At 67.5% G+C, this 26,576-nt stretch carries 18 protein-coding genes and 10 pseudogenes; 4 read left to right on the forward strand and 24 right to left on the reverse strand.

Translation table 11 applies throughout. From position 1 onward, the window contains the following. Positions 1-5: 5 nt before the first annotated feature. Together H0I39_RS23670 and H0I39_RS21080 are read right to left on the reverse strand one after the other, a co-directional pair. A complete protein-coding gene (locus tag H0I39_RS23670) occupies positions 6-1,115 on the reverse strand; it encodes a sensor histidine kinase (protein ID WP_180551932.1) in 1,110 nt (369 codons plus the stop codon). A gap of 246 nt (positions 1,116-1,361) precedes the next feature. Next, a pseudogene (locus H0I39_RS21080) lies at positions 1,362-2,070 on the reverse strand (LuxR C-terminal-related transcriptional regulator). Between the two features lie 578 nt (positions 2,071-2,648). On the opposite strand from H0I39_RS21080, the gene H0I39_RS21085 reads away from it, so the two are divergent. The 4 genes from H0I39_RS21085 to H0I39_RS21100 all read left to right on the forward strand — a co-directional run bounded on the left by H0I39_RS21085 (position 2,649) and on the right by H0I39_RS21100 (position 6,700). Beyond that, on the forward strand, positions 2,649-3,161 hold the full coding sequence (locus H0I39_RS21085; RefSeq protein WP_180551505.1) for a hypothetical protein: 513 nt from the start codon (positions 2,649-2,651) through the stop codon (positions 3,159-3,161). A 181-nt stretch (positions 3,162-3,342) separates the two neighbouring features. Beyond that, positions 3,343-3,684 (forward strand): hypothetical protein, encoded by a 342-nt coding sequence (locus H0I39_RS21090; RefSeq protein WP_180551933.1) that lies wholly within the window; start codon positions 3,343-3,345, stop codon positions 3,682-3,684. Positions 3,685-3,933: 249 nt separating this feature from the next. Continuing rightward, the gene (locus tag H0I39_RS21095; RefSeq protein WP_257646300.1) at positions 3,934-5,412 is read left to right on the forward strand and encodes a peptidoglycan-binding domain-containing protein; all 1,479 of its coding nucleotides are present in this window, start codon (positions 3,934-3,936) and stop codon (positions 5,410-5,412) included. Positions 5,413-5,497: 85 nt separating this feature from the next. Continuing rightward, a complete protein-coding gene (locus H0I39_RS21100; RefSeq protein WP_180551934.1) occupies positions 5,498-6,700 on the forward strand; it encodes a hypothetical protein in 1,203 nt (400 codons plus the stop codon). A 418-nt stretch (positions 6,701-7,118) separates the two neighbouring features. Here H0I39_RS21100 and H0I39_RS22970 read toward each other — a convergent pair whose 3' ends face one another. The 22 genes and pseudogenes from H0I39_RS22970 to H0I39_RS21185 form a co-directional block, all read right to left on the reverse strand. Next, on the reverse strand, positions 7,119-7,652 hold the full coding sequence (locus tag H0I39_RS22970) for a diacylglycerol/lipid kinase family protein (protein WP_257646301.1): 534 nt from the start codon (positions 7,650-7,652) through the stop codon (positions 7,119-7,121). Positions 7,653-7,809: 157 nt separating this feature from the next. After that, on the reverse strand, positions 7,810-8,715 hold the full coding sequence (locus H0I39_RS21110) for an SDR family oxidoreductase (RefSeq protein WP_180551935.1): 906 nt from the start codon (positions 8,713-8,715) through the stop codon (positions 7,810-7,812). A gap of 108 nt (positions 8,716-8,823) precedes the next feature. Continuing rightward, positions 8,824-10,480 (reverse strand): annotated as a pseudogene (locus H0I39_RS21115) (isovaleryl-CoA dehydrogenase). Positions 10,481-10,490: 10 nt separating this feature from the next. After that, positions 10,491-11,069: a GDYXXLXY domain-containing protein gene (locus tag H0I39_RS21120; RefSeq protein ID WP_180551499.1), complete on the reverse strand. Its 579-nt coding sequence runs from the start codon at positions 11,067-11,069 to the stop codon at positions 10,491-10,493. Next, positions 10,997-12,199 (reverse strand): DUF4401 domain-containing protein, encoded by a 1,203-nt coding sequence (locus tag H0I39_RS21125; RefSeq protein WP_180551498.1) that lies wholly within the window; start codon positions 12,197-12,199, stop codon positions 10,997-10,999. The genes H0I39_RS21120 and H0I39_RS21125 overlap by 73 nt, the downstream gene beginning before the upstream one ends. Then, on the reverse strand, positions 12,196-12,885 hold the full coding sequence (locus H0I39_RS21130) for a DUF2157 domain-containing protein (protein WP_180551936.1): 690 nt from the start codon (positions 12,883-12,885) through the stop codon (positions 12,196-12,198). Before H0I39_RS21130 ends, H0I39_RS21125 begins: the two co-directional genes overlap by 4 nt. Positions 12,886-12,923: 38 nt before the next feature. After that, a pseudogene (locus H0I39_RS23675) lies at positions 12,924-13,295 on the reverse strand (DUF2157 domain-containing protein); the annotation flags it as partial. Between the two features lie 4 nt (positions 13,296-13,299). After that, positions 13,300-14,316 carry an NADP-dependent oxidoreductase gene (locus H0I39_RS21135; RefSeq protein WP_180551496.1) on the reverse strand — a complete coding sequence of 339 codons (1,017 nt, stop codon included), beginning with the start codon at positions 14,314-14,316 and terminating at the stop codon, positions 13,300-13,302. 77 nt (positions 14,317-14,393) lie between these two features. Then, positions 14,394-14,833 (reverse strand): annotated as a pseudogene (locus tag H0I39_RS21140) (PaaI family thioesterase). Positions 14,834-14,997: 164 nt separating this feature from the next. Continuing rightward, positions 14,998-15,789 carry an SDR family oxidoreductase gene (locus H0I39_RS21145; RefSeq protein WP_180551495.1) on the reverse strand — a complete coding sequence of 264 codons (792 nt, stop codon included), beginning with the start codon at positions 15,787-15,789 and terminating at the stop codon, positions 14,998-15,000. Beyond that, on the reverse strand, positions 15,786-16,265 hold the full coding sequence (locus tag H0I39_RS24505; protein WP_373368375.1) for an acyl-CoA dehydrogenase C-terminal domain-containing protein: 480 nt from the start codon (positions 16,263-16,265) through the stop codon (positions 15,786-15,788). Before H0I39_RS24505 ends, H0I39_RS21145 begins: the two co-directional genes overlap by 4 nt. A gap of 21 nt (positions 16,266-16,286) precedes the next feature. Next, positions 16,287-17,033 (reverse strand): annotated as a pseudogene (locus H0I39_RS24510) (acyl-CoA dehydrogenase family protein); the annotation flags it as partial. Next, positions 16,961-17,632: pseudogene (locus H0I39_RS24515) on the reverse strand (acyl-CoA dehydrogenase family protein); the annotation flags it as partial. The pseudogenes H0I39_RS24510 and H0I39_RS24515, both read right to left, overlap by 73 nt. A 196-nt stretch (positions 17,633-17,828) precedes the next feature. Continuing rightward, on the reverse strand, positions 17,829-19,004 hold the full coding sequence (locus tag H0I39_RS21155) for an acetyl-CoA C-acyltransferase (protein WP_180551494.1): 1,176 nt from the start codon (positions 19,002-19,004) through the stop codon (positions 17,829-17,831). Positions 19,005-19,062: 58 nt separating this feature from the next. Then, positions 19,063-20,451: a 3-hydroxyacyl-CoA dehydrogenase gene (locus H0I39_RS22980; RefSeq protein WP_308645962.1), complete on the reverse strand. Its 1,389-nt coding sequence runs from the start codon at positions 20,449-20,451 to the stop codon at positions 19,063-19,065. Next, positions 20,421-20,585, reverse strand: coding sequence for a hypothetical protein (locus H0I39_RS22985; protein WP_257646302.1), 165 nt, complete (start codon positions 20,583-20,585; stop codon positions 20,421-20,423). Before H0I39_RS22985 ends, H0I39_RS22980 begins: the two co-directional genes overlap by 31 nt. 56 nt (positions 20,586-20,641) lie before the next feature. After that, positions 20,642-21,162: pseudogene (locus H0I39_RS24520) on the reverse strand (enoyl-CoA hydratase/isomerase family protein); the annotation flags it as partial. Between the two features lie 306 nt (positions 21,163-21,468). Next, on the reverse strand, positions 21,469-22,164 hold the full coding sequence (locus H0I39_RS21165) for an ABC transporter ATP-binding protein (RefSeq protein ID WP_180551938.1): 696 nt from the start codon (positions 22,162-22,164) through the stop codon (positions 21,469-21,471). Positions 22,165-22,177: 13 nt separating this feature from the next. Beyond that, positions 22,178-22,967 (reverse strand): annotated as a pseudogene (locus tag H0I39_RS21170) (ABC transporter ATP-binding protein). Further along, positions 22,964-24,262 (reverse strand): annotated as a pseudogene (locus H0I39_RS21175) (branched-chain amino acid ABC transporter permease). The pseudogenes H0I39_RS21170 and H0I39_RS21175 overlap by 4 nt, the downstream one beginning before the upstream one ends. 3 nt (positions 24,263-24,265) lie before the next feature. Then, positions 24,266-25,300, reverse strand: coding sequence for a branched-chain amino acid ABC transporter permease (locus H0I39_RS21180; RefSeq protein ID WP_180551492.1), 1,035 nt, complete (start codon positions 25,298-25,300; stop codon positions 24,266-24,268). Between the two features lie 298 nt (positions 25,301-25,598). Beyond that, positions 25,599-26,576: pseudogene (locus H0I39_RS21185) on the reverse strand (branched-chain amino acid ABC transporter substrate-binding protein); the annotation flags it as partial.

Raw genomic sequence — 26,576 nt, forward strand, 5'->3', positions numbered from 1 at the left:
CAGGATCAGGCCGGGGCGCGGCGCCGTTCCGCCGTCGGCTGGATCAGCGCCGCCATGGGCACCTGCAGGCGCACGCGCGTGCCCTCGCCCGGCGCGCTTTCCACGCTCAGCTGGCCGTGCATCTGGCTGGCGCGCAGCACCATGCCCGAAAGGCCTTTCCCGTGCGACGCACGGTGCGGTTCGCCCGACGACGCGGTGCGCGCATAGCGCTCGTACGCCATGCCCTTGCCGTTGTCGGCGATTTCCAGCAGCAGCGCGTCGGCGCTGTTCATGTGGCAGCAGCTCAGCACCACGGTGTCGGCGCCGGAATGCCGCACGGCGTTGGCCAGCGCCTCCTGCGCCACGCGCAGCACCTGGCGCGCGGCGGGCCCTTGCGCGCGCTCGAGCTGCTCCTCATCGACCAGGCGCCATTGCAGATCCATGCCAGCCGCAGCCAGCAACGGCTGCATGCGATAGCGCAGGCTGGCCAGGTGACTGACGACCGAGCCCTCCTCGTTGATGCCATCCACCAGGAGCTTCAGCTCCAGCAGGCATTGCTGCAGCGTGGCGGCGGTGGCGCGCTGCTCGGGCGAGCCGGCATCGAGCGCCGAGATGAGGGTGGTCAGCTGCGAGCCCACGCCATCGTGCAGGTCCTGGGCCAGCTGGCGTTGCACCTGGTGCGCAGACGAGCCGCCCTCGCCGATCGATCTGCGCGAGTTGCCGACGCGCTGCGTCAGCGCCAGCCACAGTACGAACAGCGCCACCGCAAAGAAGTAGTGCGAGACCGACACCAGTGCCGGCCCATCAGCGGCCTGCCGCAGGTCGGTCAGCACCACGCCCAGGCCCAGCACGGCCACCAGCAGCACCATCCAGCTCTCGGCATCGGTGCGGCGCCAGATGGCGTGCGCCAGGCGCAGCACCAGGGCGGTGATGCCCAGCGCATTGACCCAGAACCACGCCTGGCCCCATCCGGCCGGCAGCGCGGCCGCCTGCAGCGGCGCCAGAAACAGGCCGAGCGCGGCCTGACTGGCCATCAGCACCTTGTCGCCCCAGCCCAGGCCCCGCACCCAGGCCATCAGGAAGGCCGACACGGCCAGGATCGTGAGTTGATAGCTGCCCCGTGTGGCGGCCCGCACCACTTCATCCGGGGCACCCAGACGCCCCAGTTCGCCGGCCGCCAGCAGGGCGGACCAGGCCAGCAGCGCCAGGCCATAGCGCAGATCGCGCGTATCGCCACGCTGGCGCCAGCCCAGCAGGGCGTAGCCCGCCAGGCCGGCTCAGCAACAGCACCGGCCACATGATGGACATGGCTATCCGGCCCTCCTGCCGGTCATGGCCGGCACTGCCGCGACGTCAAACGGCCTGCGCGTCGACAGCGCTCACTACAGCAGGCCACGCATCGACGCCAGGTTCACGGCCTGCGCTCGCGTTCGAACCTGCAGCTTGCGGTACATGTTCTTGATGTGCGTGTTCACCGTCTGGTCGCTGATGCCCAGGCGCTTGCCGATCTCGCAACTGGTGTGGCCCGTGGCCACCAGCCGCAGGATCTCGCGCTCGCGATCCGACAGCTTCTCGCCCGAGGCCGCGCCGCTGGCATGCGCGGGCACGCCGGCAGCCCGTGGGCTGCCATCCAGCCGCTTCATCAGCCGGCGCGCCAGGTTGGGTGTGATCGACGCCCCGCCGTTGACCACCTGCAGCACCGCTTGCGGGAAGCTGCCGAACCAGGAGTTCTTGATCAGATAACCCGTGGCGCCCAATTCGAACGCGTGAATGGCGTGCTCTTCGTCTTCCATGGCCGACACCACCACCGCCTCGGCCACCGGCCGCATGCTTTTCATGTATTCGATCAGCTGGAACCCGGTGCCGTCGCCCAGGTTCAGGTCGACCAGCATGACATCGAACTCGTGCAGCGCAATCAGGCGCTTGCCCTCGCGCAGCGACGCCCCTTGGCCCACCAGGTGGATGCGGGGTCGGTCAGCAACTCCTGCGACACCACGCGGCGCATGTGGGGTCGTCGTCCACCAGCAGCACCTGCACCGGCTGATCGGGCTGGCCGATGAGGAAGTCGGGCCAGCTCGATCCGAAAGTCATCGGTGCTGCAGGCTTGTCAACTGCCTTGCCCCCACGGCCCGGTGACGCCGGGTCCCTCCAGTCCATGTTGGTTGTGCTCATGTCGATCCCCCGGCGCCTGCGTTTCGAAACATCTGTAACCCCTCCAAGCCTGCGACGCCTGCGACTCGGGAGCTGAACGCGGAGTTGTAAACATCTCCTGCGCACAAGTTGTGAACTTTGCACAAAAACTTAGGCTTTGTCACAACATCGAAGAGGGATATCCTGCGCTTCTTTTCCAATATTTGCAATAAACACTTTTTGTTACTACCCCATCGAAATCCGTTGAATGCTATCCAAGCAGGAGCTGCGCGCTGTTGTAGTGAGCCATGATCCGCGAGGTTGGAGCCCCCAAACACATGCCACATGTCCACCATACGACGTATCCATTTGTAGCGATTGGTGTCGGGCTGAATGCGCAGGACACTGCACCCCGACGACACCGCATGACGAGCACCGAAAAACAGGGAGGCCGGATGCGGCGGAGTCACCCCCGGAACTGCTGGAATTCGCCCGCCGCTCCGGATCCGTGTCTCACCACACCTTTGGAGGATCTCATCATGAACGCGAAACTGCTTTTCCTGACCGCTGCGTTTGTCGCCACGTCTGCGATGGCCCAAGACGCAAGTTTTAAGCCGAAGGATCCACCGGCTCCGTCTCCTTCGCCGACGCCTGAGGCCTGCGACCTGTGCGCCCACGACATCGTCCTGAAGGGCCCGACCATCCAGGTGACCGCGCTGAAAAACACCGCTTCCATCGCCTGGGCCAGTGGCGCCGACTCCAAGGCCGTCAACAACATGTCCAGCAACACCAGCGGCGTGCTGATCGACCAGGGCGTCGAGTCGACCCAAATCACTGCGCTCAAGAACAGTGGCGTGCTGGCTTACGCAAGTGCCAGCGACTCGTATGCGAACAACAACCTGGCCAGCAACGTGGGCTCGGTCGGCGTCGGCGCCGACCAACTGCAGATCGTCCTCGGCAAGGGCGCCTTCCTGGCTGCCAAGGCCACTGGCACCGGATCCAGGGCGGTGCAGAACTTCTCCAGCAACAACGCCTGCCTGACCTGCGAATGAGCGATCAAAGGGCCTGAAGCGCACGGCGGAACCGGTGGCCCCCGTCCCGGTTCCGCCGTTTTTATTCTTGTCGAAAGGGGATTGCCATGAAGCTCAAGCTCCTGTCCATCGCCCCTGGCCTGGTTCTGCTTTGCGCTGCGCAGAGCGGCTGGGCGCAGTTCGCCCCCGCTCGGACCCGATCATGCTGAACGGTCAGGTCAGCTACCTGGCCCTGCCCGCTCCGCCGTTTCAGCCCTCGGGGCAAATCGAAAACGAAACGGATATTCCGTCCTGGCTGCAGGCCAAGGTATCGCGCTATGAAGCCAAGGCTTTTTCCGCGCTCGAAGGCGGCAGCGGAACTGTCCAAACCGAGCGCGATGTCGTCAGCCGGCAGACCGGCAACGCCCTGCAGCGCACCTGCACCACGGAAGTGGCGAGCAACACCATCGCCCCTACCGCAGCCGGCCCTTCAGGCCGCTACGGCATGAGTGGTGGAGACCAGATCGCGGTGCTGCGCGGCGACGTGGTCACCATCTGCAAATAAGAAGCTGCGCGGCACGCCGCCAGCACCAGCAACTGAGAGGCTCGCCAGAGCGGAGGGAGGACATCATGGGACACGGCAACTTCTCGGGCGCTGCCGAACGCGGAGGGAAAGCGCGGACATTGCTGTTCTGCGCTCTGGCCGCGGTCGCCGTCCTCGGGCTGCGCCACCCCGCTGTCGCCCAAGGAGGATGCCCTCTTCCAGTCCTACGCCAGTGCCACCGACCGGCCCGCCACGCGGCCGGTCCGCTCGATGTCCAGCTTCAGCGACTCGCTGGTCTGCATGGACCGGATGATGCGCGACGCCGAGGTGCCGACCACGCTGATCACCAGCAAGTACATCCCCGATTTCTCGGGGCGCGTGCCGGTGGCGGCCAAGGAAATGGTGATCACCGCGCTGTCGCAGATGTCGCGCCAGTCGAATGCGTTCCGCTACGTCGATTTCGAGGTCGACATCGCGCGCCAGGACACGGTGCAGAACCTGACCACCATCCTGCTCAACAACAACCAGATGGAGTTGCAGCGTCCGGCGCTGTATGTGTCCGGTGCCATTTCCTTCGTCGATCAGAACGTGCTGAGCAACCGGCACAGTGCAGGGCTTTCGGGCGCGCGCATCGAAGCCGGCTACGACCGCAGCCGCGCCGCCACCATCATCGGGCTGGAGATGCACCTGGGCGACTTTCGCACGCGCACGCTGATCCCAGGGCTGGACTCGGCCAACGAGGTCATCATGGGCACCTCGGGCCAGGGGCTGGATCTGGCCGGCCGCATTGGTACCTACGGTGTGCAGTTCAACGTCGGCCGCGACCTCGTGCAGGGCTCGGGCGCGGCGATGCGCACCCTGGTGGAGCTGGCCGCGATCGAGCTGGCGGGCAAGTGGACCCACCTGCCCTATTGGCGCTGCCTGACGCTGGACAACACCCACCCCGAATTCCAGCGCCAGCTGCGCGTGTGGTACGACGAGGGCGACCGCACCACGCGCTCGCGCATGGTGCAGCGCTATCTGGCGAGCCGAGGCTACCTCGCAGCGTCCGAAACGGCACTGCCACCGGGCCACGCCCTGCTGCGCGAAGCGGTCGGCCGCTTCCAGGCCGATGTGGGTGCGGTGGTCACGGGCGAGATCGACTTCCCCGTCTATGAGCGCGCTTTGCGCGATTTCGTGGCCGTGGGCGAAGACGGGCAGCTGGCGCGCGTCGGATGGGCCGAGTTGAGTGCTGGCCAGACGAAGATCGAACCCTTCACGATCGATCTGCAGATCGAGAACACCAGCCGGGACCGCACGGCTTTCGAGGCGGGGACGCACATCTTTGCGTCGGCGACGATTTCGCGTGCCGCACACCTGTTCTGCTACATCAACGACGCCAATGGCAACATCGTCAAGATCCAGCCCAACATGCTGAGTCCCGAATCGCTGGTGTCGGCCAATCAGGCCATCCGGCTGCCCGACTGGATGGTGCCTTATCCGGCGTTCGTGTTGACCGCAGGCGCCAAGGGCTCGGAAGCGCTGATGTGCGTGGCCACCAACGAAGACCCGATGCTGAAGATGCCGCCTGAGCTGAACGTGCCCGCGCTGACCCGCATGCAGGGCGTCGCGTCGCTGCAAGCCTTGCGTGAGCAATTCGAGGCCGCGGTGGGTGCCGGCAACATGGCCGCGCAGACCCTGGAATGGCGCATCCTGCCGGCGCGCCCCGCTGCCGCAGCCGCAGCGGGCAAGAACGGCGCCGCCCAGTAAGGCGACGCACGGGCCATGAGCACCGCAGCGTCAACATGCGGGCCGCCGGATGCGCCACCCGCGCGGCGCGGACTGGCGCATGGGCATGGTCGCCACGAGCCTGCTGATCGCCTGCGTATCGGTACAGGCAGCAGCGCGGGCGGCAACGCTGCCTGAGATCCAGGCGCCGACCGCAAGGGTGCCGGATGTCCAGGCGCCCAGCGGTCAGGCGCCGGCCGTCAGCTTGCCGCGCAACCCGTTGCCGCCAGCCGATCCGGTGGCCAATCCTTCTCAGCGAGCTGCCGACCCTCAACTGGGGCCTGTGCGTGCGCCGGCATCGCCCGCGCTGCCGGAGGCGCGTCAGACGAGCAACCTTCTGGCCGATCCTGCCGTGCGCAGGGATCTGGACCTGCTGCGCCGCCAGGCACAACCCCGGTCGGGCTTCGGCAGCACCAATGCGGCGGCCAATGCCGCCTGGACGCTGGGGCTGATCGACCTGCACGGCGGCGCAGGGCCGCGCTCGACGGCCTCGGCGCAGATGTGGTTCGAGCGCGCAACGCGTTTCGGACGCCAGCCGCTGGCCAACGCCGGCCTGGCCTGGTGCGCACTTGATGGCTGCGCGGGGCCGCCCGACACGTCGGCCGCGCGGCAGGCCATCAACAAACTGCGTGCGCACCACCGTGCCCGGGCGCTCTATCTGGAATGGGTGCTGGAGAGCCGCGCACAACCCCTTGCCGTGCGCTCCAGTGACCCCCAGGGCGTGACCAGCCTGCGCTTGCCCCTGCGCCAGATGCTGGAACGCGCCGCAGCCGAGGGCGATACGCAGGCGCATATAGAGCTGGGGCTGGAGGCCATCGTCAACGGCGATCTGCGCAGCGCGCAACATCTGCAGGCCGCGGCGCCGCACTCTGCGGCCGCGGCCAATCTGAAACTGCTCGATCTGAAGGATGCGCGGCCGGCGTCGGCCGCCGCGACGGAGGCCGATCGATTGCTGGAAAGAGCCCAGCGCGCGCACCGTGGCGTCGTGGTGCCTGCCAACTACGCGGAAGCCATGCGGCTGTACCAGGCCGCTGCCGCCCAGGGCAGTGCCGCGGCCAAGCGCATGCTGGCGCTGATCACATCCCGCCCGCAGCCCGATGGCACGATCAACATCGCCTGGATGTCGCAGCTGGCCTGGCTGGACACGGCCAACAACCTGCCGCAGCTGGACACGCGCTCGCTCTCCACCATGATGTACCGCGACCCAACGCCGTTGTTCGACCTGCTGCCCGACGAATGGCAGCGCCGGCTCAACACGGTACCGCGCTGAAGCCGCGGGTGCTACTGCGCGGCCAGACCGGGCAGTCCGCGCGCGGCCGTGGGCACCAGCAGACGCAGCGGCCGGGGCGCGAGCTGAAACACCAGCGGCGCCGGCAAGTGCGCAAGCTCGCCGTCGATGGCGAGCTGCATGCCGCCACTGCCCCGGCCTGGCTGCACCACCAGCCGATCGACGGAGAAACTGTCCACGCGCGCGGCACCGTCCAGCCGGCCGATGCTGCCGCGCAGCATTCGCCACAGCGTGGCGAGCGGCGGCGCCGGCGGCAGGGTGATGGCGAGCAGGCGCCCTGCTTCGGCGGCCAGCGGTTCGCGCAGGCCCAGGGCGCGCAGCTGCAGATCGTTGTGGCCGACGAACAGCGTGCGCGTGCGCACCACGCGGGTTTCGGTGCCGTCGTGCAGCTCCAGCGTCATCAGGCTGCGGCCGCGCAGCAGCGTGCCCAGCCCGGCGATCCAGGCCACCAGCCGGCTGCGGCCATGGCGCTGCCCGCCCGCTTCCAGCAGGCGCGGGTACAGGCCGACGCTGGCGTTGACCAGAAACAGTCGCTCGCCCACCATGCCCACCGGCACCGGCTGCACGCGCGCGCCAGCAAGGCGTCCACCGCGGCATCCAGATCGGTCGACATGCCGTGCGTGCGGCCGAAGTAGTTGAGGCTGCCCTGCGGCAGCACGCCCATCGGCAGGCCGGCGTTCCACACCGCCTGCGCGACAGCGTTCAGCGTGCTGTCGCCGCCCGCCGCCACCACGATGCCGCGCGCATCGCGGGCGGCGTTGACGGCGCGACCGATGACGGCGCCCAGTTCACCCGGCTGGCGGGCGACGAAGCATTCAGCCCGCCGGCCGGCGGCGCGCAGGCGCTCGGCCACGTGCCGGCTGACATCGGGCGTGTCGCCGCGCCCGGACGCCGCGTTGAAGACGAGGAACAAAGGGGCTGGTGCCGACGGCATGGGGGCACTGTAGGCGCCGCGTGCGTCGGCGGCTGTCGGCCGATGGCGCGAATGCCTATCGGCCCATCAGAAGAAATTGGTCTAATCGGGCTGCAGCGCAAGCGGGCGAGCGCAAGCAGCTATCCAAACCATAGTTAACGCACCCTGGGCCGCGACCTCAAGCCGCTTGACCACGCAGCGCCGCGCGCAGGCCGACGCCGATCTCCGGCCGTTCGGCAAACGGGTCGGGTGGGTTATGGATGGCGACGATCGCATCGGTGCGCGACTTGACGTTGCCCAGCGCCCTGGGGTGGCTGAAGACGTAGAACTGGTCGTGCGCGATGGCGTCGAACACCTTGTACGCCACCTCGGCGGCGGTGACCTTGCCGCTGCTCACGGCCTTGTCGGTCTGCGCCTGGCTGATGCGCTGCGAGGCGGTCATCTCGGCCGCGGGCATGTCGCCGGGGCGGTTGCGCTCGCTGTGGCTGATGCCGGTGGCGACGAAGTACGGGCACAGCACGCTGGCGCTGATCTGGTCGGTCACCAGCTTCAGGTCCTGGTACAGCGTCTCGGTCAGCGCCACCACGGCGTGCTTGCTGACGTTGTAGACGCCCATGTTGGGCGGCGTCAGCAGCCCGGCCATGCTGGCGGTGTTGACGATGTGGCCCTGGTACGCCGGGTCGGCCTTGGCCGCCTCCAGCATCATCGGCGTGAAGCCGCGCACGCCGTGGACGACGCCCCACAAGTTGACGCCCAGCACCCATTCCCAGTCCTTGACGGTGTTCTCCCAGACCAGGCCGCCCACCGCCACGCCGGCGTTGTTGAAGACGAAGTGCGGCGCGCCGAATGTTTCCTGCACCTGCCGGGCCAGCTGGTCCATCTCCGGCGCCTTGCTGACGTCGACGCGGCGCGCCAGGGTTTTGACGCCCAGGGCCTTGATCTCGGCCTCGGCCGCGGCCAGCGCATCGGGCTGGATGTCGACCAGCACCACGTTCATGCCGCGCTGCGCGGATGCGCGCTCCAGGCCGAAGCCCGAGCCGGCGCCGGTCAACACGGCGGTCTTGCCTTTGAAGTCGCTGATCATCAATCGGTCTCCATTCAGTGGTAAGGTTTGAAAAATATACTCCCAAGGTAGTCATGCTCTAGAGCCCGCCAGTAGGGCGCTAAAACCATATACTCCCATTGTTTGTGGTCAAGCCGGCATGGCCCGCGCGATCAGCGCATCCACGCCGGCGCCCGCGCCCAGCGTGCCGAACACGTCGTGCCGCTGCGCGATGCGCGAATCGCAGAAGGCGCCGAACACGGCGGACGGCGCGGTCTGCGCCAGCAGCGCGGCCTGCACCGTCAGCGCCACGTCGCGTGCCAGCGTGCGCGCGGTGGCTTCGGTGGCGTGGTGGTCAATCAGCGTGGGCAGCGTGTCGATCATGCGGTCGAGCGCGGCATGCTGGCCGCGCGCTGGCGCCAGCTCATGCGCCAGCGCGGCGGCTACGTCGCCCTTGCGCAAGGCGCGCAGAAGGTCCAGCGCCATGATGTTGCCCGCGCCTTCCCAGATGCTGTTGACCGGCATCTCGCGGTAGATGCGCGCGGGGATGCCCTCGCCGCCCTCTTCCACGTAGCCGTTGCCGCCCAGGCATTCCATGGCCTCCTGCGCGAACAGGCTGCCGCGCTTGGTGATCCAGAACTTGGCGATGGGCGTGAGCACGCGCGCCAGCAGGCGCTGCTGCTCGTCGCCCTGCTGGTCGAAGGCGCGCGCCAGCCGCATCGACAAGGCAATGGCTGCTTCGCTCTCCAACGCCAGGTCGGCCAGCACGTTCTTCATCAGCGGCTGCTCGATCAGGCGCTTGCCGAAGGCGCTGCGCTCGGCCGTGTGGTGCAGCGCGATCGACAGCGCCTGCCGCATCAGCCCGCTGGTGCCCAGCGCGCAGTCGAGCCGCGTCATGGTGCCCATGGCCAGAATCTGCGGCACGCCGCGGCCGGGCTCGCCCACCAGCCAGGCGAGAGTGCCGTCGAACTCGACTTCTGACGAGGCGTTGGCCTGGTTGCCCAGCTTGTCCTTCAGGCGCTGGATGCGCAGCGTGTTGCGCGTTCCGTCCGGTAATACGCGCGGCAGGAAGAAGCAGGACAGGCCGCCCTCGCCCATCCCTTCGACATACGCCAGCACCAGAAACGCATCGCACATCGGCGCCGAGAAGAACCACTTGTGGCCGGTCAGCCGATAGCGCTCCCCCACGCGTCACGCCCATCGTGCACCGCGCGCGTGGTGTTGGCGCGCACGTCCGAGCCGCCCTGCTTCTCCGTCATGCCCATGCCCATCGTCACGCCGGGTTTGTCGCGCCAGGGCTTCAGCGCCGGGTCGTAGGCGCGGGCAGCCAGCCTGGGCGCCCAGTCCTTGAAGATGGCCGGGTTGTCGCGCAGCGCGGGCGTGACGGCGTAGGTCATCGAGATCGGGCACAGCACCGAGGGTTCCAGTTCGGTGAACAGCTGGAACGCCGCCGCGCGCTTCACATGGGCGTGGCCGCTGGCCTGCTCATCGGGCGCATACGGCGTGCCGTGCAGGCCAGCCTCGGTGGCGGCGGCCATCAGCGCGTGGTAGCTGGGGTGGAATTCCACCTCGTCGATGCGGTGGCCCAAGCGGTCGTGCGTGCGCAGTTCGGGTGTGTGCACGTTGGCAGGCGCGCGTGGTTCTGCATGGCCGCGCTGCCGGCCAACTGGCCCAGCGCGGCCAGCGGCGCGGTGTTCAGGCCGGGGGCGTTGAACTTCAGCGCATCCTGCAGCGCCTGGTTGCCGGCGAACAGATTCACGTCGGCCAGCGGCGTGACCTGGTTGAAGACGTCGTGCGTGGCGGCCATGTGGTTCTCCTCAAGGTCGTGGCTTGCGCGGCGCGGGTGCGATCGGCTGCAGATGTTCATCGGCCAGGCCCACCAGCAGCGCGCGGCCATCGGGCAAGGCGCGGAACTCGCCAAAGCGCGCCTGCGCGAATGGCTCGCCCTGCCCTTCGGGGAAGTAGAACGCATCCGTGACCAGAACCCAGTCACCTTGGAGTCGCTTGACGGGCAACAAGCGCTCACCCGCGGCCAGCGGTGCGCCATCCTGCGCCAGACGCCGCACCGTGGCAACACCGCGCGCGTCCAGCGTCGCCACCACCTGGGCGTGGCGATTCAGACCCAGCCGGTCGTCCTCGTTCAGCGCCTTGCGCACGCCTTCAGGAAAAGCGAAGTTCAGCGCCATGTAGTCGCCCTGCATCAGCGAGCGCGGATCGCGCGGCGCCAGCGGCACGTAGATCTTCTGGCCCTGGGCGATCACCTGCTCCTTCTTCTGCACATCGAAATGCACCAAACCCAAGGACAGCAGCGCGCCAGCAGCTATCAACACAAGAGCAGACCAATGCGGACGTGGCGGCTCGACCTGCTGCGACGTGGCCGCCGGCGGCGCGCGCATGGCCCACAGCGCCAGCCCCAGCGCCGCGCCCAGGCCGGCCAGCAGCGCCGCCTTGTGGGCCAGCGGCCAGTCGAGCGCGTAATAAAGCCCGACAGCTGCGCCAGCAGGGCCGCCAGTGCCAGCCCCAGCATCAGCCGCCGCCCGGTGCCCAGCGCCAGCGTACCGACCAGCGCCACCACGCCGATGTGCGGCACCACCAGGCAGCCCACCAACAGCACCGAATACAACAGCGCCAGCAGCACCAGCTCGCGCGCCGGCAAGCGTTCGCGCAGGTGCCAGTGGCGCAGCAGCCAGATCGCCGCGCCTAGCACCAACGCGATCTGCAGCAGCTGCGGCCAGCCCGGATCGAAGATGCGTGCCAGCCCGGCCGTGGGCACGTCAGCCGAGCCCGCCGGCCCGCCGCGCAGCATGCCCAGCAACCAGAAGTGGCGCGTGGCGCCATACGCCACCGCGAGCAGCAGCGCCACGCCGGCGCCATCGGCCAGCGCATGCAGCGCACCGGCCCATGGGCGGCCCGACACGCGCGGTTCGCGCGCCACCCACAGCGCCCAGCCCAGCGCCAGCAGCGCGGCGTTGATGACCATCGGGAAGGCGCTGAAGCGCCACTCCCACCGCGCCCAGTCGTTGGCGGCGTGGCCCGCGCCCAGCGGCCACAGCACCACCGCCAGCGCCACGCCGGCAACCAGAAAGCCCAGCACGCGCTGCACCCAGGCGACGCGGGTCGACAGCGCCGTCCCCAGCAGCACCAGCAGGATGGTCAGCAACTGCGGGTTGTGCAGCGCGCCCTCGAAGCCGATCGCCAGCAGGGCCAGCCCCGCCAGCAAGGCACTGAACGCCAGTTGCGTGACGAACATCGCAGGCCGCGCGCGCAGCAGCAGCGCGGCGCCGCCGATCAGCACCGCTGCCATGACGAACGCGCCCGGCGGCTGAAAGAAGAAGCGGCTGGCCAGCAGACCCAGGAAGCCCATGAACGGCAGCACCACCAGTTGCGCACCGATGAAGCTGAGCACGGTGATGATCCATGAAGGCCCGGCCTCGTCCTGCCAGGCCGCACGGGCTTCAGGTGGCAGCAGACCCTCAGCCTGCGCGCGTTCGATAAGACGGCGCTCGGTCATTGCGGCGGCGCTCATGCCTGGCCCTCCTCGCGCTGCAGGCGGTACAGCCAGGTGCCGCTGGTGCCCACGCACACGGCGGCGATCAGCGTCAGCAGCAGCGTCACGCCAGCGCTGTCGCCGCGCGCGCCGTCCAGCAGCAGGCGCGCGAAGCCGCCCACCACCACCACGTTCAGCGCCAGAACCGACAGACCCAGCACCACGAAGTCGCGCGGCCGCAGCGCCCACGCCAGCGCCGCTGCACCCAGCACCAGCAGACCGTTGAAGAAGTACTGCCAGAGCTGGTCGCGCATGAGCAGGCCGAAGACGGCATAGGCACACCAGGCGCCCAGCGCCATCAACGCCGCCAGCCGCCAGCTGAGTGGCGCCGTGGCAGCGCCTTCGCGCAGCAGACGCAAGCGCGGCAAGGCCAGCGGCAGCAGGAACACCGCCACCCACAGCACGGGCGTGAGCAGACTGCGCGACGAACGGCCGCCCAGCAGCGTCTGCAAGGGGCTGAACAGCGCATCGCCCGACCACAGCGCCAGCGCCAGGCCGGTGATCAGCAGCCACACAGCCCAGAACGCATCGCGCCGCACGGCCAGCGCCCACACCAGCGCCAGCGCGGCCCAGGTGGCGAACAGCTGCCAGGCATCGGCGCCTGTCTGGTAGGTCTGGCCCACGAAGGCCAGCAAGCCACCCAGCGCCAGCGTGGCCAGCAGCAACAGCGCCGTGCGCCCGCGCGGCCACAGCAGCGCAGCCCCGCGCTGGCCAGCACGGCGCCTTCCAGCAGGTGCAGCTTGAAGGCGCGCGTCTGTTCCTGCCAGTTGGCCGCCACCCAGAAGATCAGGCCCGCCCCCAGCAGCATCGCTGCCAGCACGGCCAGGCCGCGGTGTAGGTGCGTTGCCAGCGCATCGGGTCGCCGGTGCAGGCCGGAAAGCGCCCACAGCCGCTGCGTGCGGCCGTCATCCAGCGCGAAGCGCCGGGCCAGTTGGTGAATCAGGGCGTGCATGCCATCTCCTCGGTACAGACGCGCGGATTGTGGCCGCGAGGTGCTGCGGGAGCGGTGTGCACGTGTGCCCGGGAGCGTGTGGCGATACCACAGGGCGCGCCGGCCGGCACGCCCAGCGCCCATGAGGTCAGATCAGCTTGACCAGTTGCTTGCCGAAGTTCTTGCCCTTGAGCAGGCCAAGGAAAGCCTCGGGCGCGCTCTCGATGCCCTGCGCCACGGTTTCGCGCGGCTTCAGCTTGCCCTGCGCGACCAGCGTGCCGAGTTCCTGCAGCGCCTGCGGCCACAGCTCCATGTGCTCGCTGACGATGAAGCCCTCGATCTTCAGGCGGTTGACCAGGATCAGCGCCGGGTTCTGCAGCGGCAGCGGTGCGCCATCGTAGCCGGCGATCATGCCGCACACGGCCACGCGCGCGAAGGCGTTGGTGCGCAGCAGCACGGCGTCGAGGATGTAGCCGCCCACGTTCTCGAAGTAGCCGTCGATGCCGTTCGGGCAGGCTTCCTTCAGTGCCTTGGCCATGGTTTTGACGTCGGGGTGCTGGCGGTAGTCGATGCAGGCGTCGAAGCCGAGTTCATCGACCGCGTAGGCGCACTTCTCCGGCCCGCCCGCGATGCCGACCACGCGGCAGCCGCGCGCCTTGGCCAGCGCGGCGTAGGCACTGCCCACGGCACCTGAGGCGGCGCTGACCACCACGGTCTCGCCTTCCTTGGGCGCGATGATCTGCGTCAGGCCGTACCAGGCGGTCACGCCTGGCATGCCCACGGCGCCCAGGTAGTACGACAGCGGCACGTGCGTGGTATCGACCTTGCGCAGCATGCCCGGCGCGTTGCCGTCGACCACGCTGTATTCTTGCCAGCCGCCCATGCCGACGACCTGATCGCCGGTCTTGAACTTCGGGTGCTTCGATTCGACGACCTCGCCCACCGTGCCGCCGATCATCACTTCGCCCAACGGCTGCGGCTGGGCGTAGCTCTTGCTCTCGTTCATGCGGCCGCGCATGTAGGGGTCAAGGCTCAGGTAGTGGTGGCGCACCAGCACTTCGCCCTCTTTCAGCGCGGGCGTGTCGGTGGTGACGAGCTTGAAGTTGCCGGCGACGGCTTCGCCCTCGGGGCGGTTGTCGAGCAGGATCTGGCGGTTGCTGGGCATGGAATCTCCTTTGCTTTCAGTTTGATAGCTGCCAGCGCTTGCTGCATAAGCGCTGCAGGCCGATTTGGCTTGAAAAATCAGTCGGTGGGCAACGGCCCCTTGGTGTGGTCGGGCCGCTCGGCCGGCGGCACGTATTTGAAGGTGCCGGTGGCGTGCGCGCACAGCTGGCCGCTGGCGTCGAACACCGAGCCTTCGACAAAGGCCATGCTGCGCGTGCGGTGCATCAGCCGGCCCTGGCCGACCAGCGGTTCGCCGTTCTTCGACGCCGGCGCCGGCCGCATGAAGCTGGTTTTCATCTCGATGGTGACCACGCCCATGCCCGGCTGCACGCTGCGCGCCGCCGTGGCCATGATGACGTCGAGAAAGGTCATCACCGCCCCGCCATGCGTGACGCCGAACGAGTTGCAATGCTCGGGCCGGGGGCGTAGTGCATGACGGATTCACCGCCCTCGAACTTCTCCAGCGTGAAGCCGAGTTCGATGACGAAGGGGATGACGGCGCCGAAGTCGAGGCTCATGGTGTTTGGCGGTGAGGTCGTTGCCCCTCTCCCGCTGGCGGGAGAGGGTTTGAGGGTCAGACAGGTCCATGGCACACAGGCCATTGATCGGGAAGGGACTGCTGCCCCCTCACCCCTGCCCTCTCCCCGAGGGAGAGAGATATACCGGCGCACCCACATCAACCTCATCCCCCGGTCACCACGCTCACCCCGCCATCTACCGCCAGCCACTGGCCGGTGATGTGCTTGCCGGCGTCGCTGGCGTACAGCAGCGTGATGCCCTTCAGGTCCTCGTCGTCGCCCAGGCGGCGCAGTGGCGCGTTGGCAATCAGCTTGTCGACGCCCAGGTTCTCCAGCGTGCCGCGCGTCATCTTGCTGGGGAAGAAGCCGGGGCAGATGGCATTGACGGTGATGCCGTACTTGCCCCACTCGCAGGCCAGCGCGCGCGTGAAGTTGACGACCGCGCCCTTCGAGGTGTTGTAGGCGATGGTCTGCATCTCGGGCGGGTTGCCGCCCAGGCCGGCGATGCTGGCCAGGTTGATGATGCGACCGGACTTGCGGCCGATCATCGATTTCTTCGCGATGCGCTGGCTCAGGATGAAGTAGCCGCGCACGTTGAGGTTCATCACCTTGTCCCAGGCTTCCAGCGGGTGGTCTTCGGCCGGCGCGCCCCAGGCGGCGCCCGCGTTGTTCACCAGAATGTCGATGTCGCCCATGCGCTCCAGCGTCTCGTCGGCCAGGCGGTGGATGTCGGCCTCGATGGCGCAGTCGGCGGCGATCCAGCGCGCGTCGATGCCGGCGGCTTGCAGATCGGCCACGGCTTCTTCCAGATCACTCGCCTTGCGCGAGCTGAGCATGATGCGCGCGCCCGCCTCGCCCAGCGCATGCGCCATCTGCAGGCCCAGGCCGCGCGAGCCGCCGGTGACGAGGGCGGTCTTGCCCTTGAGATCGAAGAGTTGCTGGATGGTGCGGGTCATGGGCTTCCTCGGGTATCGGTGTTCAGAACGCTGCCTCGGGCATGCTGGCACAGGTCATGTCGCGGCTTTCCACCACAACCAGGCGTCAATCTTGGGCAATTCGTAATGATAGAAATAGGTCGTTGCGCCCGCCACGCCTGCGCGGTGCGCTTCGTCTTTGAAGCGCCTGCGGGCGACAGCTCCAGCCAGATCCACGCCAGCACGACGTGACCGAAGGCCTGCATGTAGGGCACGGCGTTGGCCAGCGCCTCGGTGGGTTCGCCGGTAGCCCAGGCGGCTTTCGTCGCCGCGCCCACGCGCGCCAGGGCCTGCGCCAGGGCGTCGGCGTGCGCCGACAGCGCGGGCTGCGGCCTGGCCCTGGCGATGGTGGCCTGGATGCGCGCGGCCAGCAGTTGCAGGCCCTTGCCCTCCTCCATCAGCACCTTGCGGCCCAGCAGGTCCATGCCCTGGATGCCGTGCGTGCCTTCGTGGATCATGTTCAGGCGGTTGTCGCGCCAGTACTGCTCGACGGAGAAGTCGCGCGTGTAGCCGTAGCCGCCGTGGATCTGAATGGCGAGCGAGTTGGCCTCCAGACAGTTCTCGCTCGGCCAGCTCTTGGCGATGGGGTCAACACTTCCAGCAGCAGGCGGGCCTCGTCGGCCTGGGCGGCATCGCCGGTGTGCTGCTCGTCGACCAGCTTGGCGCAGTACAGCAGCAGCGCCAGCGCGCCTTCGCAATAGCTCTTCTGGATCAGCAGCATGCGCTTGATGTCGGCATGCTCGATCAGGCGCACCGGTGGCTGGCTCGGGTCCTTGCCGGCAGGGCCCACGGGGCGGCCCTGGGTGCGCGTCTTGGCGTAGTCCAGCGAGGCCTCGTAGCCCGCCAGGCCCAGCATGGTCGCCGCCATGCCGATGGCGATGCGCGCCTCGTTCATCATGTGGAACATGCAGCGCAGGCCCTGGTGCGGCTGGCCGACGAGGTAGCCCACGGCTCCCGCTTCGCCATCGACCTTGAACTGGCCTTCGCCGAAGTTCAGCAGCGTGTTGGTGGTGCCACGCCAGCCCAGCTTGTGGTTCAGGCCGGCCAGCGCCACATCGTTGCGCACGCCGGTCAAGTTGCCCTCGGTGTCGACCAGCTTCTTCGGCACGATGAACAGCGAGATGCCCTTCACGCCCGGAATCAGCTTGCCGTCCGGCCCCGGGATCTTGGCCAGCACGAGGTGCACGATGTTCTCGGTCAGCTCGTGCTCGCCCGAGGAGATCCACATCTTGTTGCCGCGCAGGCGGTAGCGCGGGCCGAGCGGATCGTCCTGATCTTCCAGCGTGGCGCGCGTGGTGATGTCGCTCAAGGACGAGCCGGCCTGCGGCTCGCTCAAACACATGGTGCCGGCCCAGCGGCCGTTGAATTCGTTGGCGGCGAACACCTGCTTCTGCAACTCGGTGCCGTGCACCATCAGCAGGTTGGCGTTGCCCACCGTGAGCAGGTTGGAGCCGATGCTGATCGACGCCTTGCCGAAGAAGGCGTTGGCGGCCGCTTCGATGACGTACGGCAATTGCATGCCGCCGTGCTCGTAATCCTGCGCGGCGGCCAGCATGCCGGATTCGGCATAGGCGGCGCGAGCGTCGTGCGTGGCCTGCGGCAGCACCACGCGCAGGCTGCCATCGGGCTCGGTCACCGTGCGCGGCTCTTCGGTATCGACCAGGCGGTTGAACGGCGCGTACTTCTCGCGCGCGATGCGCTCGCAGGTTTCCATCACCGCGTCGAAGGTCTCGCGCGAATGTTCGGCAAAGCGCGGGCGCTGCGTGAGCGTCGGCGCGTCGAGCCAGTCGTAAAGCAGAAAGTCGAGGGTCTGGCGCAGGTTCATCGTCTACCGGTTTTGAGAACAACAGCCGAACAGCCAAACAGCCGGACGCAGAGGACGCCAAGGTTTCGCAGAGAACGCAGAAAAACCACTTCCAGATGGGGTGTGGGAAACCAAAGGCGTTCGTAGGACTCTTCGGTTTTCTCTGCGTCCTCTGCGAGCTTTTGCGCCCTCTGCGTCCGGCTGTTGGGTGGTTAGATCACAGCACTTCGAAGATGCCCGCAGCGCCCATGCCGCCGCCGATGCACATCGTCACGGCAACCTTCTTGGCGCCGCGGCGCTTGCCTTCGATGAGCGCGTGGCCCGTCAGGCGCTGACCGCTCACGCCGTAGGGGTGGCCCAGGGCGATGGCGCCGCCGTTCACGTTCAGCTTGTCGGCCGGGATGCCCAGCTTGTCGCGGCAGTACAGCACCTGCACGGCGAAGGCTTCGTTCAGCTCCCACAGGTCGATGTCGTTGACCGTGAGGCCCAGCTTCTTGAGCACCTTGGGCACGGCGAACACCGGGCCGATGCCCATCTCGTCGGGCTCGCAGCCGGCGACAGCGAAGCCGAGGAAGCGGCCCAGCGGCATCAGGCCCTTCTTGCTGGCGTACTCCTCGCTCACCAGCACGCAGGCGCCCGCGCCGTCGCTGAACTGGCTGGCGTTGCCGGCGCTGATGACGCCACCGGGCAGCGCCGAACGGATGCCGGCGATGCCTTCCTTGGTGGTGCCTTCGCGCGTGCCCTCGTCCTTGCTCACCGTCACTTCCTTGGTGCGCAGGCCCATCACCGGGTCGGCCACGCCGGCGGTGACGGTGATGGGGGCGATCTCGTCGTCGAACTTGCCGGCGGCCTGCGCGGCGCAGGCCTTCTGCTGGCTGGCGGCGCCGTATTCGTCCATGGCGTCGCGGCCGATGTTGTAGCGCTTGGCCACCTGCTCGGCGGTCTGCAGCATGCTCCAGTAGATCTCGGGCTTCTTGGCCACCAGGTTCGGGTCCTGGATCATGTGCAGGTTCATCTCCTGCTGCACGCACGAGATGCTTTCGACACCGCCGGCCACGAACACATCGGCCTCGCCGGCGATGATGCGCTGCGCGGCCAGCGCGATGGTCTGCAGGCCCGACGAGCAGAAGCGGTTCACCGTCATGCCCGAGGTGGTGATGGGGCAGTCGGCCATCAGCGCGATCTGGCGCGCGATGTTCATGCCGGTGGCGCCTTCCGGGTTGGCGCAGCCCATGATGACGTCGTCCACCTCGGCGGCGTCGATGCCGGCGCGCTGGATGGCGTGCTTGACGGCATGGCCGCCCAGCGTGGCGCCATGGGTCATGTTGAAGGAACCCTTCCAGCTCTTGGCAAGGGGCGTGCGGGCGGTGGAAACGATAACGGCCGAGGTCATTGCAATACTCCTGTATTTATAGCTGCTTGCGCTTGTGTATCAATGGCTGAAGCCGTATTTAGTTGAAAGTCTTGCCTTCGGCGACCAGCTTGGCCAGCAACGGCGCGGGTTGCCAGAACTTGGCGTCGTCGTTGGGGTTGCGGGCAAAGCGCTTCATGCTTTCGGCCACGTTGAACAGGCCCATCTGGTCGGCGTACTTCATGGGGCCGCCGCGCCAGATCGGGAAGCCGTACCCCGTCAGGTACACCATGTCGAGGTCGCTGGCCTTGCTGGCGATGCCGTCCTCGACGATGCGCGCGCCTTCGTTGACGAGTGAATACACCAGGCGCTCGACGATCTCCTGATCGCTGATCTTGCGCGGCGTGATGCCCTGATCCTTGCGGTGCTTCTCGACCATCTCCTCGACCAGCTTGGACGGGATGGCGTCGCGCTTGCCGGGCTGGTAGTCGTACCAGCCGGCGCCGGTCTTCTGGCCGTAGCGGCCCATCTCGCACAGCAGGTCGGCGGTCTTGCTGTACTTCATGTCGGGCTTCTCGACATAGCGGCGCTTGCGGATGGCCCAGCCGATGTCGTTGCCGGCCAGGTCGCCCATGCGGAACGGGCCCATGGCGAAGCCGAACTTCTCGATCGCCTTGTCGACCTGTTGCGGCGTGGCGCCCTCCTCCAGCAAAAAGCCGGCCTGACGGCTGTACTGCTCGATCATGCGGTTGCCGATGAAGCCGTCGCACACGCCCGAAACCACGGCGGTCTTCCTGATCTTCTTGGCAATGGCCATCACGGTGGCCAGCACGTCCTTGGCGGTCTTGGCGCCGCGCACCACCTCCAGCAGCTTCATCACGTTGGCCGGACTGAAGAAGTGCATGCCGACCACGTCCTGCGGGCGCTTGGTGAAGGCGGCGATCTTGTCGACGTCGAGCGTGGAGGTGTTGCTGGCCAGGATGGCACCGGGCTTCATCACCTCGTCGAGCTTCTTGAACACCTGCTCCTTCACGCCCATTTCCTCGAACACGGCCTCGATCACCAGATCGGCATCGGCGATGTCCTCGTACTTCAGCGTGGGCGTGAGCAGGGCCACGCGCTGCTCGTACTTGTCCTGCTTCAGCTTGCCGCGCTTGACCTGCGACTCGTAGTTCTTGCGGATGGTGGCCAGGCCGCGGTCCAGCGCTTCCTGCTTGGTCTCGAGGATCGTCACCGGAATGCCGGCGTTGAGGAAGTTCATCGAGATGCCGCCGCCCATGGTGCCGGCGCCGATGACGGCCACCTTGTTCACGGCGCGCGGCTTCACGTCGCTGCCTACGTCCGGGATCTTGCTGGCAGCGCGCTCGGCGGCGAAGATGTGGCGCAGCGCCTTGCACTCGGGCGTCTGCATCAGGTTGATGAAGATCTCGCGCTCTTTCGCCAGCGCGTCGTCGAACTTCAGCTTGGTGGCGTTTTCGACCGCGTCCACGCACTTCTCGGGCGCGGGAAGTTCTTGGCCATGCCTCGCACCATGTTGCGCGCGAACTGGAAGTACGCCGGCCCCTGCGGGTGTTTGCACGGCAGATGGCGCACCAGCGGCAGCTCGCCACCCTTGGCGGCCACTTCCTGGCGAAGGCAATGGCCTCGTCGAGCAGCGACTCGGGCGACGCCGCCATCTTGTCGAACAGCTTCTGGCCCGGCAGACCGGCCAGCACTTCGCTGTTCACCGGGTCGCCCTTGACGATCATGTTCAGCGCCGTCTCGGCGCCCAGCACGCGCGGCAGGCGCACGGTGCCGCCGGCGCCGGGAATCAGGCCCAGCTTGACCTCGGGCAGCGCGATCTTGGCGCCCGGTGCGGCGATGCGGTAGTGCGCGCCCAGCGCCAACTCCAGCCCGCCGCCCATGGCGACGGAATGCACGGCGGCGACCACGGGCTTCTGTGAATTCTCGACCGCGGTGATGACCGACAGCAGGATCGGCTCCTGCATGGCCCTGGGCGAGTTGAATTCCTGATGTCGGCACCGCCCGAGAAGGCCTTGCCCGCGCCGGTGAGCACGATGGCCTTCACCGCCGGATCGGCGTTGGCCTTTTCCAGCCCGTTGGTGATGCCCACGCGCGTCTCGTAGCCGAGGCCGTTGACGGGAGGGTTGTTCATGGAGATGACGGCGACGTCACCTTGGACCTTGTATTCGGCGGTCATGGGCAATGGCTCCTGCTTGTTGTGAGGCGCGGATCAGGCCTGATCCGCGCGCGGATAACCCGTGCATTTTGGAAGATGACGGGGCGTTGCTGCAAACAGTCTTGTCGCCGCAGGGACAAAGGGTAACGCGGCGGGCCGCAACGACCGCTGCGCTGGCGCGCCCGGCGCTGCGACCGGGCGTGACGGCGCGACCGATGCGGGCCGAAGCCGAGGCAGTGCATTTCAAGCAAAAACAGGCCGCAGCGCTTATGTGGCAAGCGCCGGCAGCTATCAATAATCAAGCAAGCAGGTGCCAGGCCAACCGCCTCACACCTCCAGCCACTCCTTGCGCGTGGCCGCGTCGGCGCGCAGCTGATCGGGCGTGCCGTCGAACACGATGCTGCCGTGGCCCATCACCAGCGCGCGGTCGGAGATCTGCATGGCGATGGTCAGCTTCTGCTCGATCAGCAGCACCGAGATGCCGCGCGCCTTCAGTTTCTGGAGGTATTCGCCCACCAGCTCGACGATCTTGGGCGCCAGGCCCTCGGTCGGCTCGTCGATGATGATGAGGTCGGGGTCGCCCATCAGCGTGCGGCACAGCGTCAGCATCTGCTGCTCGCCGCCCGACATCACGCCCGCCTCGGTGTGCTCGCGCTCCTTCAGGCGCGGGAACATGGCGTATATGTCGTCGAAGCTCCAGCGGCTGTTCTTGCCCGCGCCCTTCTGCCCCAGCAGCAGGTTCTGGTGCACCGTGAGCTTGGGAAACACCTCGCGCGCCTCGGGCACGTAGCCCAGGCCCATGTGCGCGATCTCGTAGGTCTTGCGGCCGCGGATGCTGCGGCCCTTCCATTCGATCGAACCCTCGCAGTGCACCATGCCCATGATGGCCTTGGCGGTGGTGGAACGGCCCGAGCCGTTGCGCCCCAGCAGGGCCACGATCTCGCCCGGCCGGACGTCGAAGTTGACGCCGTGCAGCACATGGCTCTTGCCGTAGTAGGCGTGCAGGTTGTGCACGTGAAGCATGTTGTCGCTCATCTCAGTGTCCCGCCGCCTGCGCGTCCGCCACGGACGAACCCAGATACGCCTCCTGCACGCGCTGGTTGGCGCGCACGGCCTCGGGCGTGTCGAAGGCGATCACCTCGCCATACACCACCACGGCGATCTTGTCGGCCAGGCCGAACACCACGCCCATGTCGTGCTCCACGGTCAGCAGCGTCTTGCCTTCGGTCACCTGGCGGATCATCTCGATGAAGTGCTTGGTTTCGGCGGCTCATGCCGGCCGTGGGCTCGTCCAGCAGGATCACGTCGGCACCGCCGGCAATGGTCACGCCGATCTCCAGTGCGCGCTGCTCGGCATACGGCAGGTTCACGGCCAGCACGTCGCGCTTGCCCTGCAGCTGGATCATGCGCAGCAGTTCCTCGGCGCGCGCGTTGGCATCGTGCAGCCGCGACAGGAAGCGCATGAACGTGTAGCGGTAGCCCATCGTCCACAGCAGCGCGCAGCGCAGGTTCTCGAACACGCTGAGCTTGGGGAACACGTTGGTGATCTGGAAGCTGCGCGCCAGGCCCATGCGGTTGATCTCGTACGGCTTCTTGCCGTCGATGCGCTGGCCGTTCAGCAGCACCTCGCCGCTGGAGGGCGTGAGGCGCCCGCTGATCAGGTTGAACAGCGTGGACTTGCCGGCGCCGTTGGGGCCGATGATGGCCACGCGCTCGCCCGGGCGCACCGCCAGGTTGGCGCCGCGGATGATCTCGGTCTTGCCGAAGCTCTTGCGCAGGTCGCGCAGTTCGATCGCGTAGTCGGATGCAGATGTCACGGCGTTCATGCGGCCGCCTCCTGCGCGCGCTTGTTTTCTTCCTCGATCTCGGTCTGCACCACGCTCCACTCGCGGGCGTAGCGGCGGCGCGCCCATTCCAGCGCCAGGGCGCCGGCCACGAACAGGATGCCGGAGATCAGCCAGTGCGCCATGTCCTTGGCGTGCAGCGTCATGCCGAAGAAGTGCACTTCGTCGCTCATCGAGCCCAGCTGCAGGTTGTAGATCATCTCGATCAGCGCGCCGGCGCCGGCCAGCGTCACCACGCCGGCGAACAGCATCAGCGCCAGGCTGGGCGCAATGCGGCCGAACTTGCCGCGCGCCGCCACCTGCACGTTCATCATGATCAGGCTGGCAATGCCGCCGGGGGCATACATCACCATGAACACGAAGATCAGGCCCAGGTACAGCAGCCAGGCCTTGGTCAGCTCCGACAGCAGCACGAAGGCGATCACCATCAGCACGGCGCCGATGATGGGGCCGAAAAAGACGGTGGCGCCCCCAGGAAGGTGAACAGAAGGTAGGCGCCCGAGCGGTTGGCGCCCACCACCTCGGCCGTGACCAGCTCGAAGTGCAGCGCCGCCAGGCCGCCCGAGATGCCGGCGAAGAAGCCGGCGATGATGAACGCCAGGTAGCGCACGTTCTGGCTGCTGTAGCCGATGAACTCCACCCGCTCGGGGTTGTCGCGCACCGCGTTCAGCATGCGGCCCAGCGGCGTCTGCGTGAACGCGTACATGAGCAGCACGCACACGAAGGTGTAGATGGCGATCAGGTAGTACAGCTGCCGCGCCGGGCCGTAGGTGATGCCCATGACAGGCTCGCCCACCACGCGGTCGCCCGACACGCCGGCCTCGCCGCCGAAGAACTCCGGGATCATCAGCGACATGGCGAACACCAGTTCGCCGATGCCGAGCGTGATCATGGCGAAGGTGGTGCCGGACTTCTTGGTCGTCACGTAACCCAGCAGGATGGCGAAGAACAGGCCGGCCAGCCCCCACCAGCGGCAGCAGGCTGACCGGGATGTGCCAGCGCCCGGCGGCAACGGCATTGAGCACGTGGATGACCACGAACGAGCCCAGGCCGGTGTACACGGCGTGCCCGAAGCTGAGCATGCCGCCCTGCCCCAGCAGGATGTTGTAGGACAGGCAGGCGATGATGGCGATGCCCATCTGCGCCAGCATGGTGATGGACAGGTTGCTGGTGAACAGCAGCGGCGCCACGATCAGCACGAGCGCGAAGCCGCCCCAGATCAGCAGGCGGGCGGTGCTGAGCCGCGCGGGCACGGCAGGCAATGTGGAGGTGTTCATGGTTCAGGTCTCCCGTGCGCCCAGCAGTCCGCGCGGGCGGAAGATCAGGATCAGCACCAGGAACAGGTACGGCAGGATCGGCGCCACCTGCGACACCGTGAGCTTGACGAGCGAGTTCTCGCGCGCCGCATCGCTGAGCTGGATGCCCAGTTGCCCCGCCAGGGTGATGAGCGAATAGTCGAAGGCCACGGCGAAGGTCTGGATCACGCCGATCAGGATCGAGGCCACGAAGGCGCCGGCCAGCGAGCCCATGCCGCCGACCACCACCACCACGAAGATGATGGCGCCTACGGTGGCCGCCATGGCCGGCTCGGTGACGAAGGTGCTGCCGCCGATGACGCCGGCCAGCGCCGCCAGCCCGGTGCCGGCGCCGAACACCAGCATGAACACCCGTGGCACGTTGTGCCCCAGTGCTTCCACCATCTCGGGGTGCGTCAGCGCGGCCTGGATGATGTAGCCGATGCGCGTGCGCGTGAGCAGCAGCCAGATGCCGACCAGCATGAGCACGGCCACCACCATCATCAGCGCCCGCGTGGCCGGGAACGGCGAGCACACCACGCGCACCGCGGCGTCGGCCGCGCGGCAGGCGCCGTCGGGCGCCGCGCCCCAGACGAAGCGCATGCCTTCGACCGAATGGTTGATCAGCGTGAAGGCCGGGCCGCGCAGCACCTCGGGCGGCCGGAAGTCGACCGCCGGGCGGCCCCAGATGAGCTGCACCACCTCGAGAAGGATGTACGACAGGCCGAAGGTGACCAGCAGCTCCGGCACATGCCCGAACTTGTGCACCTTGCGCAGGCTGTACTTCTCGAACAGCGCGCCCAGGATGGCGACCAGGATGGGCGACAGCACCAGCGCCGGCCAGAAGCCGATGACGCCCGCCAGCGTGTAGCCGATGTAGGCGCCCACCATGTAGAAGCTGGCGTGCGCGAAATTCAGCACGCCCATCATGCTGAAGATCAGCGTCAGACCCGAGCTGAGCATGAACAGCAACAACCCATAGCTCAGGCCGTTGAGCATGGAGATGATGAAGAACTCCATCGATCGAACCCTTGGTTGATGATCCCGAAACCAGCCTGCTGGACAGGCCGTCAGCGCCGAAACCCGTTGCGGGTGCGGCGTGATTGCATACTCCCCTTGTGCCTGCCCGCCAGCGCCCGTCAATCAAGCGCTGGAGGCAGATACCCCTATAAGCCCGTAAAGGCTGTCCCTGCTGACGCTTCGAGCCCGGCGGCGGGCACGGTGCGCGCGGGCTCGCGCACGGCCGGCATGGCGCCGGCCGGTGGGCAGGGCACGCAGCCCCCGCGCGAAGCGCCTCATGCGCCGGGACCGTCCCCGCTCAGGACGGGCGCTTCATGGCGCACGAGGTGGGCGTGCTGGAGACGTAGTTCGGATACTCGGCCACCGGCACCAGGGTCATGCCGGTGTTCTCCGGGCTGTAGGCGTGCTTGGCATCGGCCTTCTGCCAGCGGGTGATGTACAGCGGCTGCTGCAGCTGGTGGTCGGCCTTGCGCATCTCGACCTCGCCACTGAAGCTCTTGTACTTCAGGCCCTCGAAGGCCTTGGCCACCTTGACCGGGTCGGTCGACTTGGCGTTGGCCATGGCCTGGCTCAGGCCGCTGAACGCGTGCGCCACGGCGCCGGTGAAGAAGTCGTCCTTGAACTTGGCCTTGAAGCCCTGCATCCACTTGGCCATCTCACCGGGCATGTGGTAGTGCGAGTAGGCCACCTGATAGACCTTGCCCTCGCCGGTGTTGCCCAGTGCGGTGGGCGTGCCGGTGACGCCGGTGTAATAGGTGAAGAACTTGCCGTCATAGCCACCTTCCTTGGCAGCCTTGATCAGCAGCGCCAGGTCGGACCCCAGTTGCCGGTGATCACCGTGTCGGCACCCGACGCCTTGATCTTGGCCACGTAGGGCGCGAAGTCGCGCACCTGGCCCAGCGGGTGCAGGTCTTCGCCCACGATCTGCACGTCGGGACGCTTGCGCGCCAGGCCTTCCTTGGCGAACTTGGCGACCTGGTGGCCGTGCGAATAGTTCTGGTTCAGCAGAAAGACCTTGTGAACGTCCTTCTGGTCCTTCATGAAAGTCGTCAGCGCTTCCATCTTCATTGTCGTGTCGGCGTCGAAGCGGAAGTGCCAGTAGTTGCACTTGCTGTTGGTGAAGTCGGGGTCGACCGCGGCGTAGTTCAGCAGCATGACCTCCTTGCCCGGGTTGCGGTCGTTGTGCTTGGAGATGCCGTCCACCAACGCCGCCAGCACCGCCGAGCCATTGCCCTGTGCCACGTAGCGGATGCCCTGGTCGATGGCGGCCTTGAGC

The organism is Ottowia beijingensis (assembly GCF_013423955.1).
GTDB lineage: Bacteria > Pseudomonadota > Gammaproteobacteria > Burkholderiales > Burkholderiaceae_C > Ottowia > Ottowia beijingensis.

Bases quoted from the DNA above. Each gene is read 5' to 3' on its own strand.
- H0I39_RS21085 (WP_180551505.1), top strand. From the start codon at position 2,649: ATGAACGCGAAACTGCTTTTCCTGACCGCTGCGTTTGTCGCCACGTCT.
- H0I39_RS21090 (WP_180551933.1), top strand. From the start codon at position 3,343: ATGCTGAACGGTCAGGTCAGCTACCTGGCCCTGCCCGCTCCGCCGTTT.
- H0I39_RS21095 (WP_257646300.1), top strand. From the start codon at position 3,934: ATGTCCAGCTTCAGCGACTCGCTGGTCTGCATGGACCGGATGATGCGC.
- H0I39_RS21100 (WP_180551934.1), top strand. From the start codon at position 5,498: ATGGTCGCCACGAGCCTGCTGATCGCCTGCGTATCGGTACAGGCAGCA.
- H0I39_RS22970 (WP_257646301.1), bottom strand. From the start codon at position 7,652: ATGCCGTCGGCACCAGCCCCTTTGTTCCTCGTCTTCAACGCGGCGTCC.
- H0I39_RS21110 (WP_180551935.1), bottom strand. From the start codon at position 8,715: ATGATCAGCGACTTCAAAGGCAAGACCGCCGTGTTGACCGGCGCCGGC.
- H0I39_RS21120 (WP_180551499.1), bottom strand. From the start codon at position 11,069: ATGCGCGCGCCGCCGGCGGCCACGTCGCAGCAGGTCGAGCCGCCACGT.
- H0I39_RS21125 (WP_180551498.1), bottom strand. From the start codon at position 12,199: ATGAGCGCCGCCGCAATGACCGAGCGCCGTCTTATCGAACGCGCGCAG.
- H0I39_RS21135 (WP_180551496.1), bottom strand. From the start codon at position 14,316: ATGCCCAGCAACCGCCAGATCCTGCTCGACAACCGCCCCGAGGGCGAA.
- H0I39_RS21145 (WP_180551495.1), bottom strand. From the start codon at position 15,789: ATGACCCGCACCATCCAGCAACTCTTCGATCTCAAGGGCAAGACCGCC.
- H0I39_RS24505 (WP_373368375.1), bottom strand. From the start codon at position 16,265: ATGATCCACGAAGGCACGCACGGCATCCAGGGCATGGACCTGCTGGGC.
- H0I39_RS21155 (WP_180551494.1), bottom strand. From the start codon at position 19,004: ATGACCTCGGCCGTTATCGTTTCCACCGCCCGCACGCCCCTTGCCAAG.
- H0I39_RS21165 (WP_180551938.1), bottom strand. From the start codon at position 22,164: ATGCTTCACGTGCACAACCTGCACGCCTACTACGGCAAGAGCCATGTG.
- H0I39_RS21180 (WP_180551492.1), bottom strand. From the start codon at position 25,300: ATGGAGTTCTTCATCATCTCCATGCTCAACGGCCTGAGCTATGGGTTG.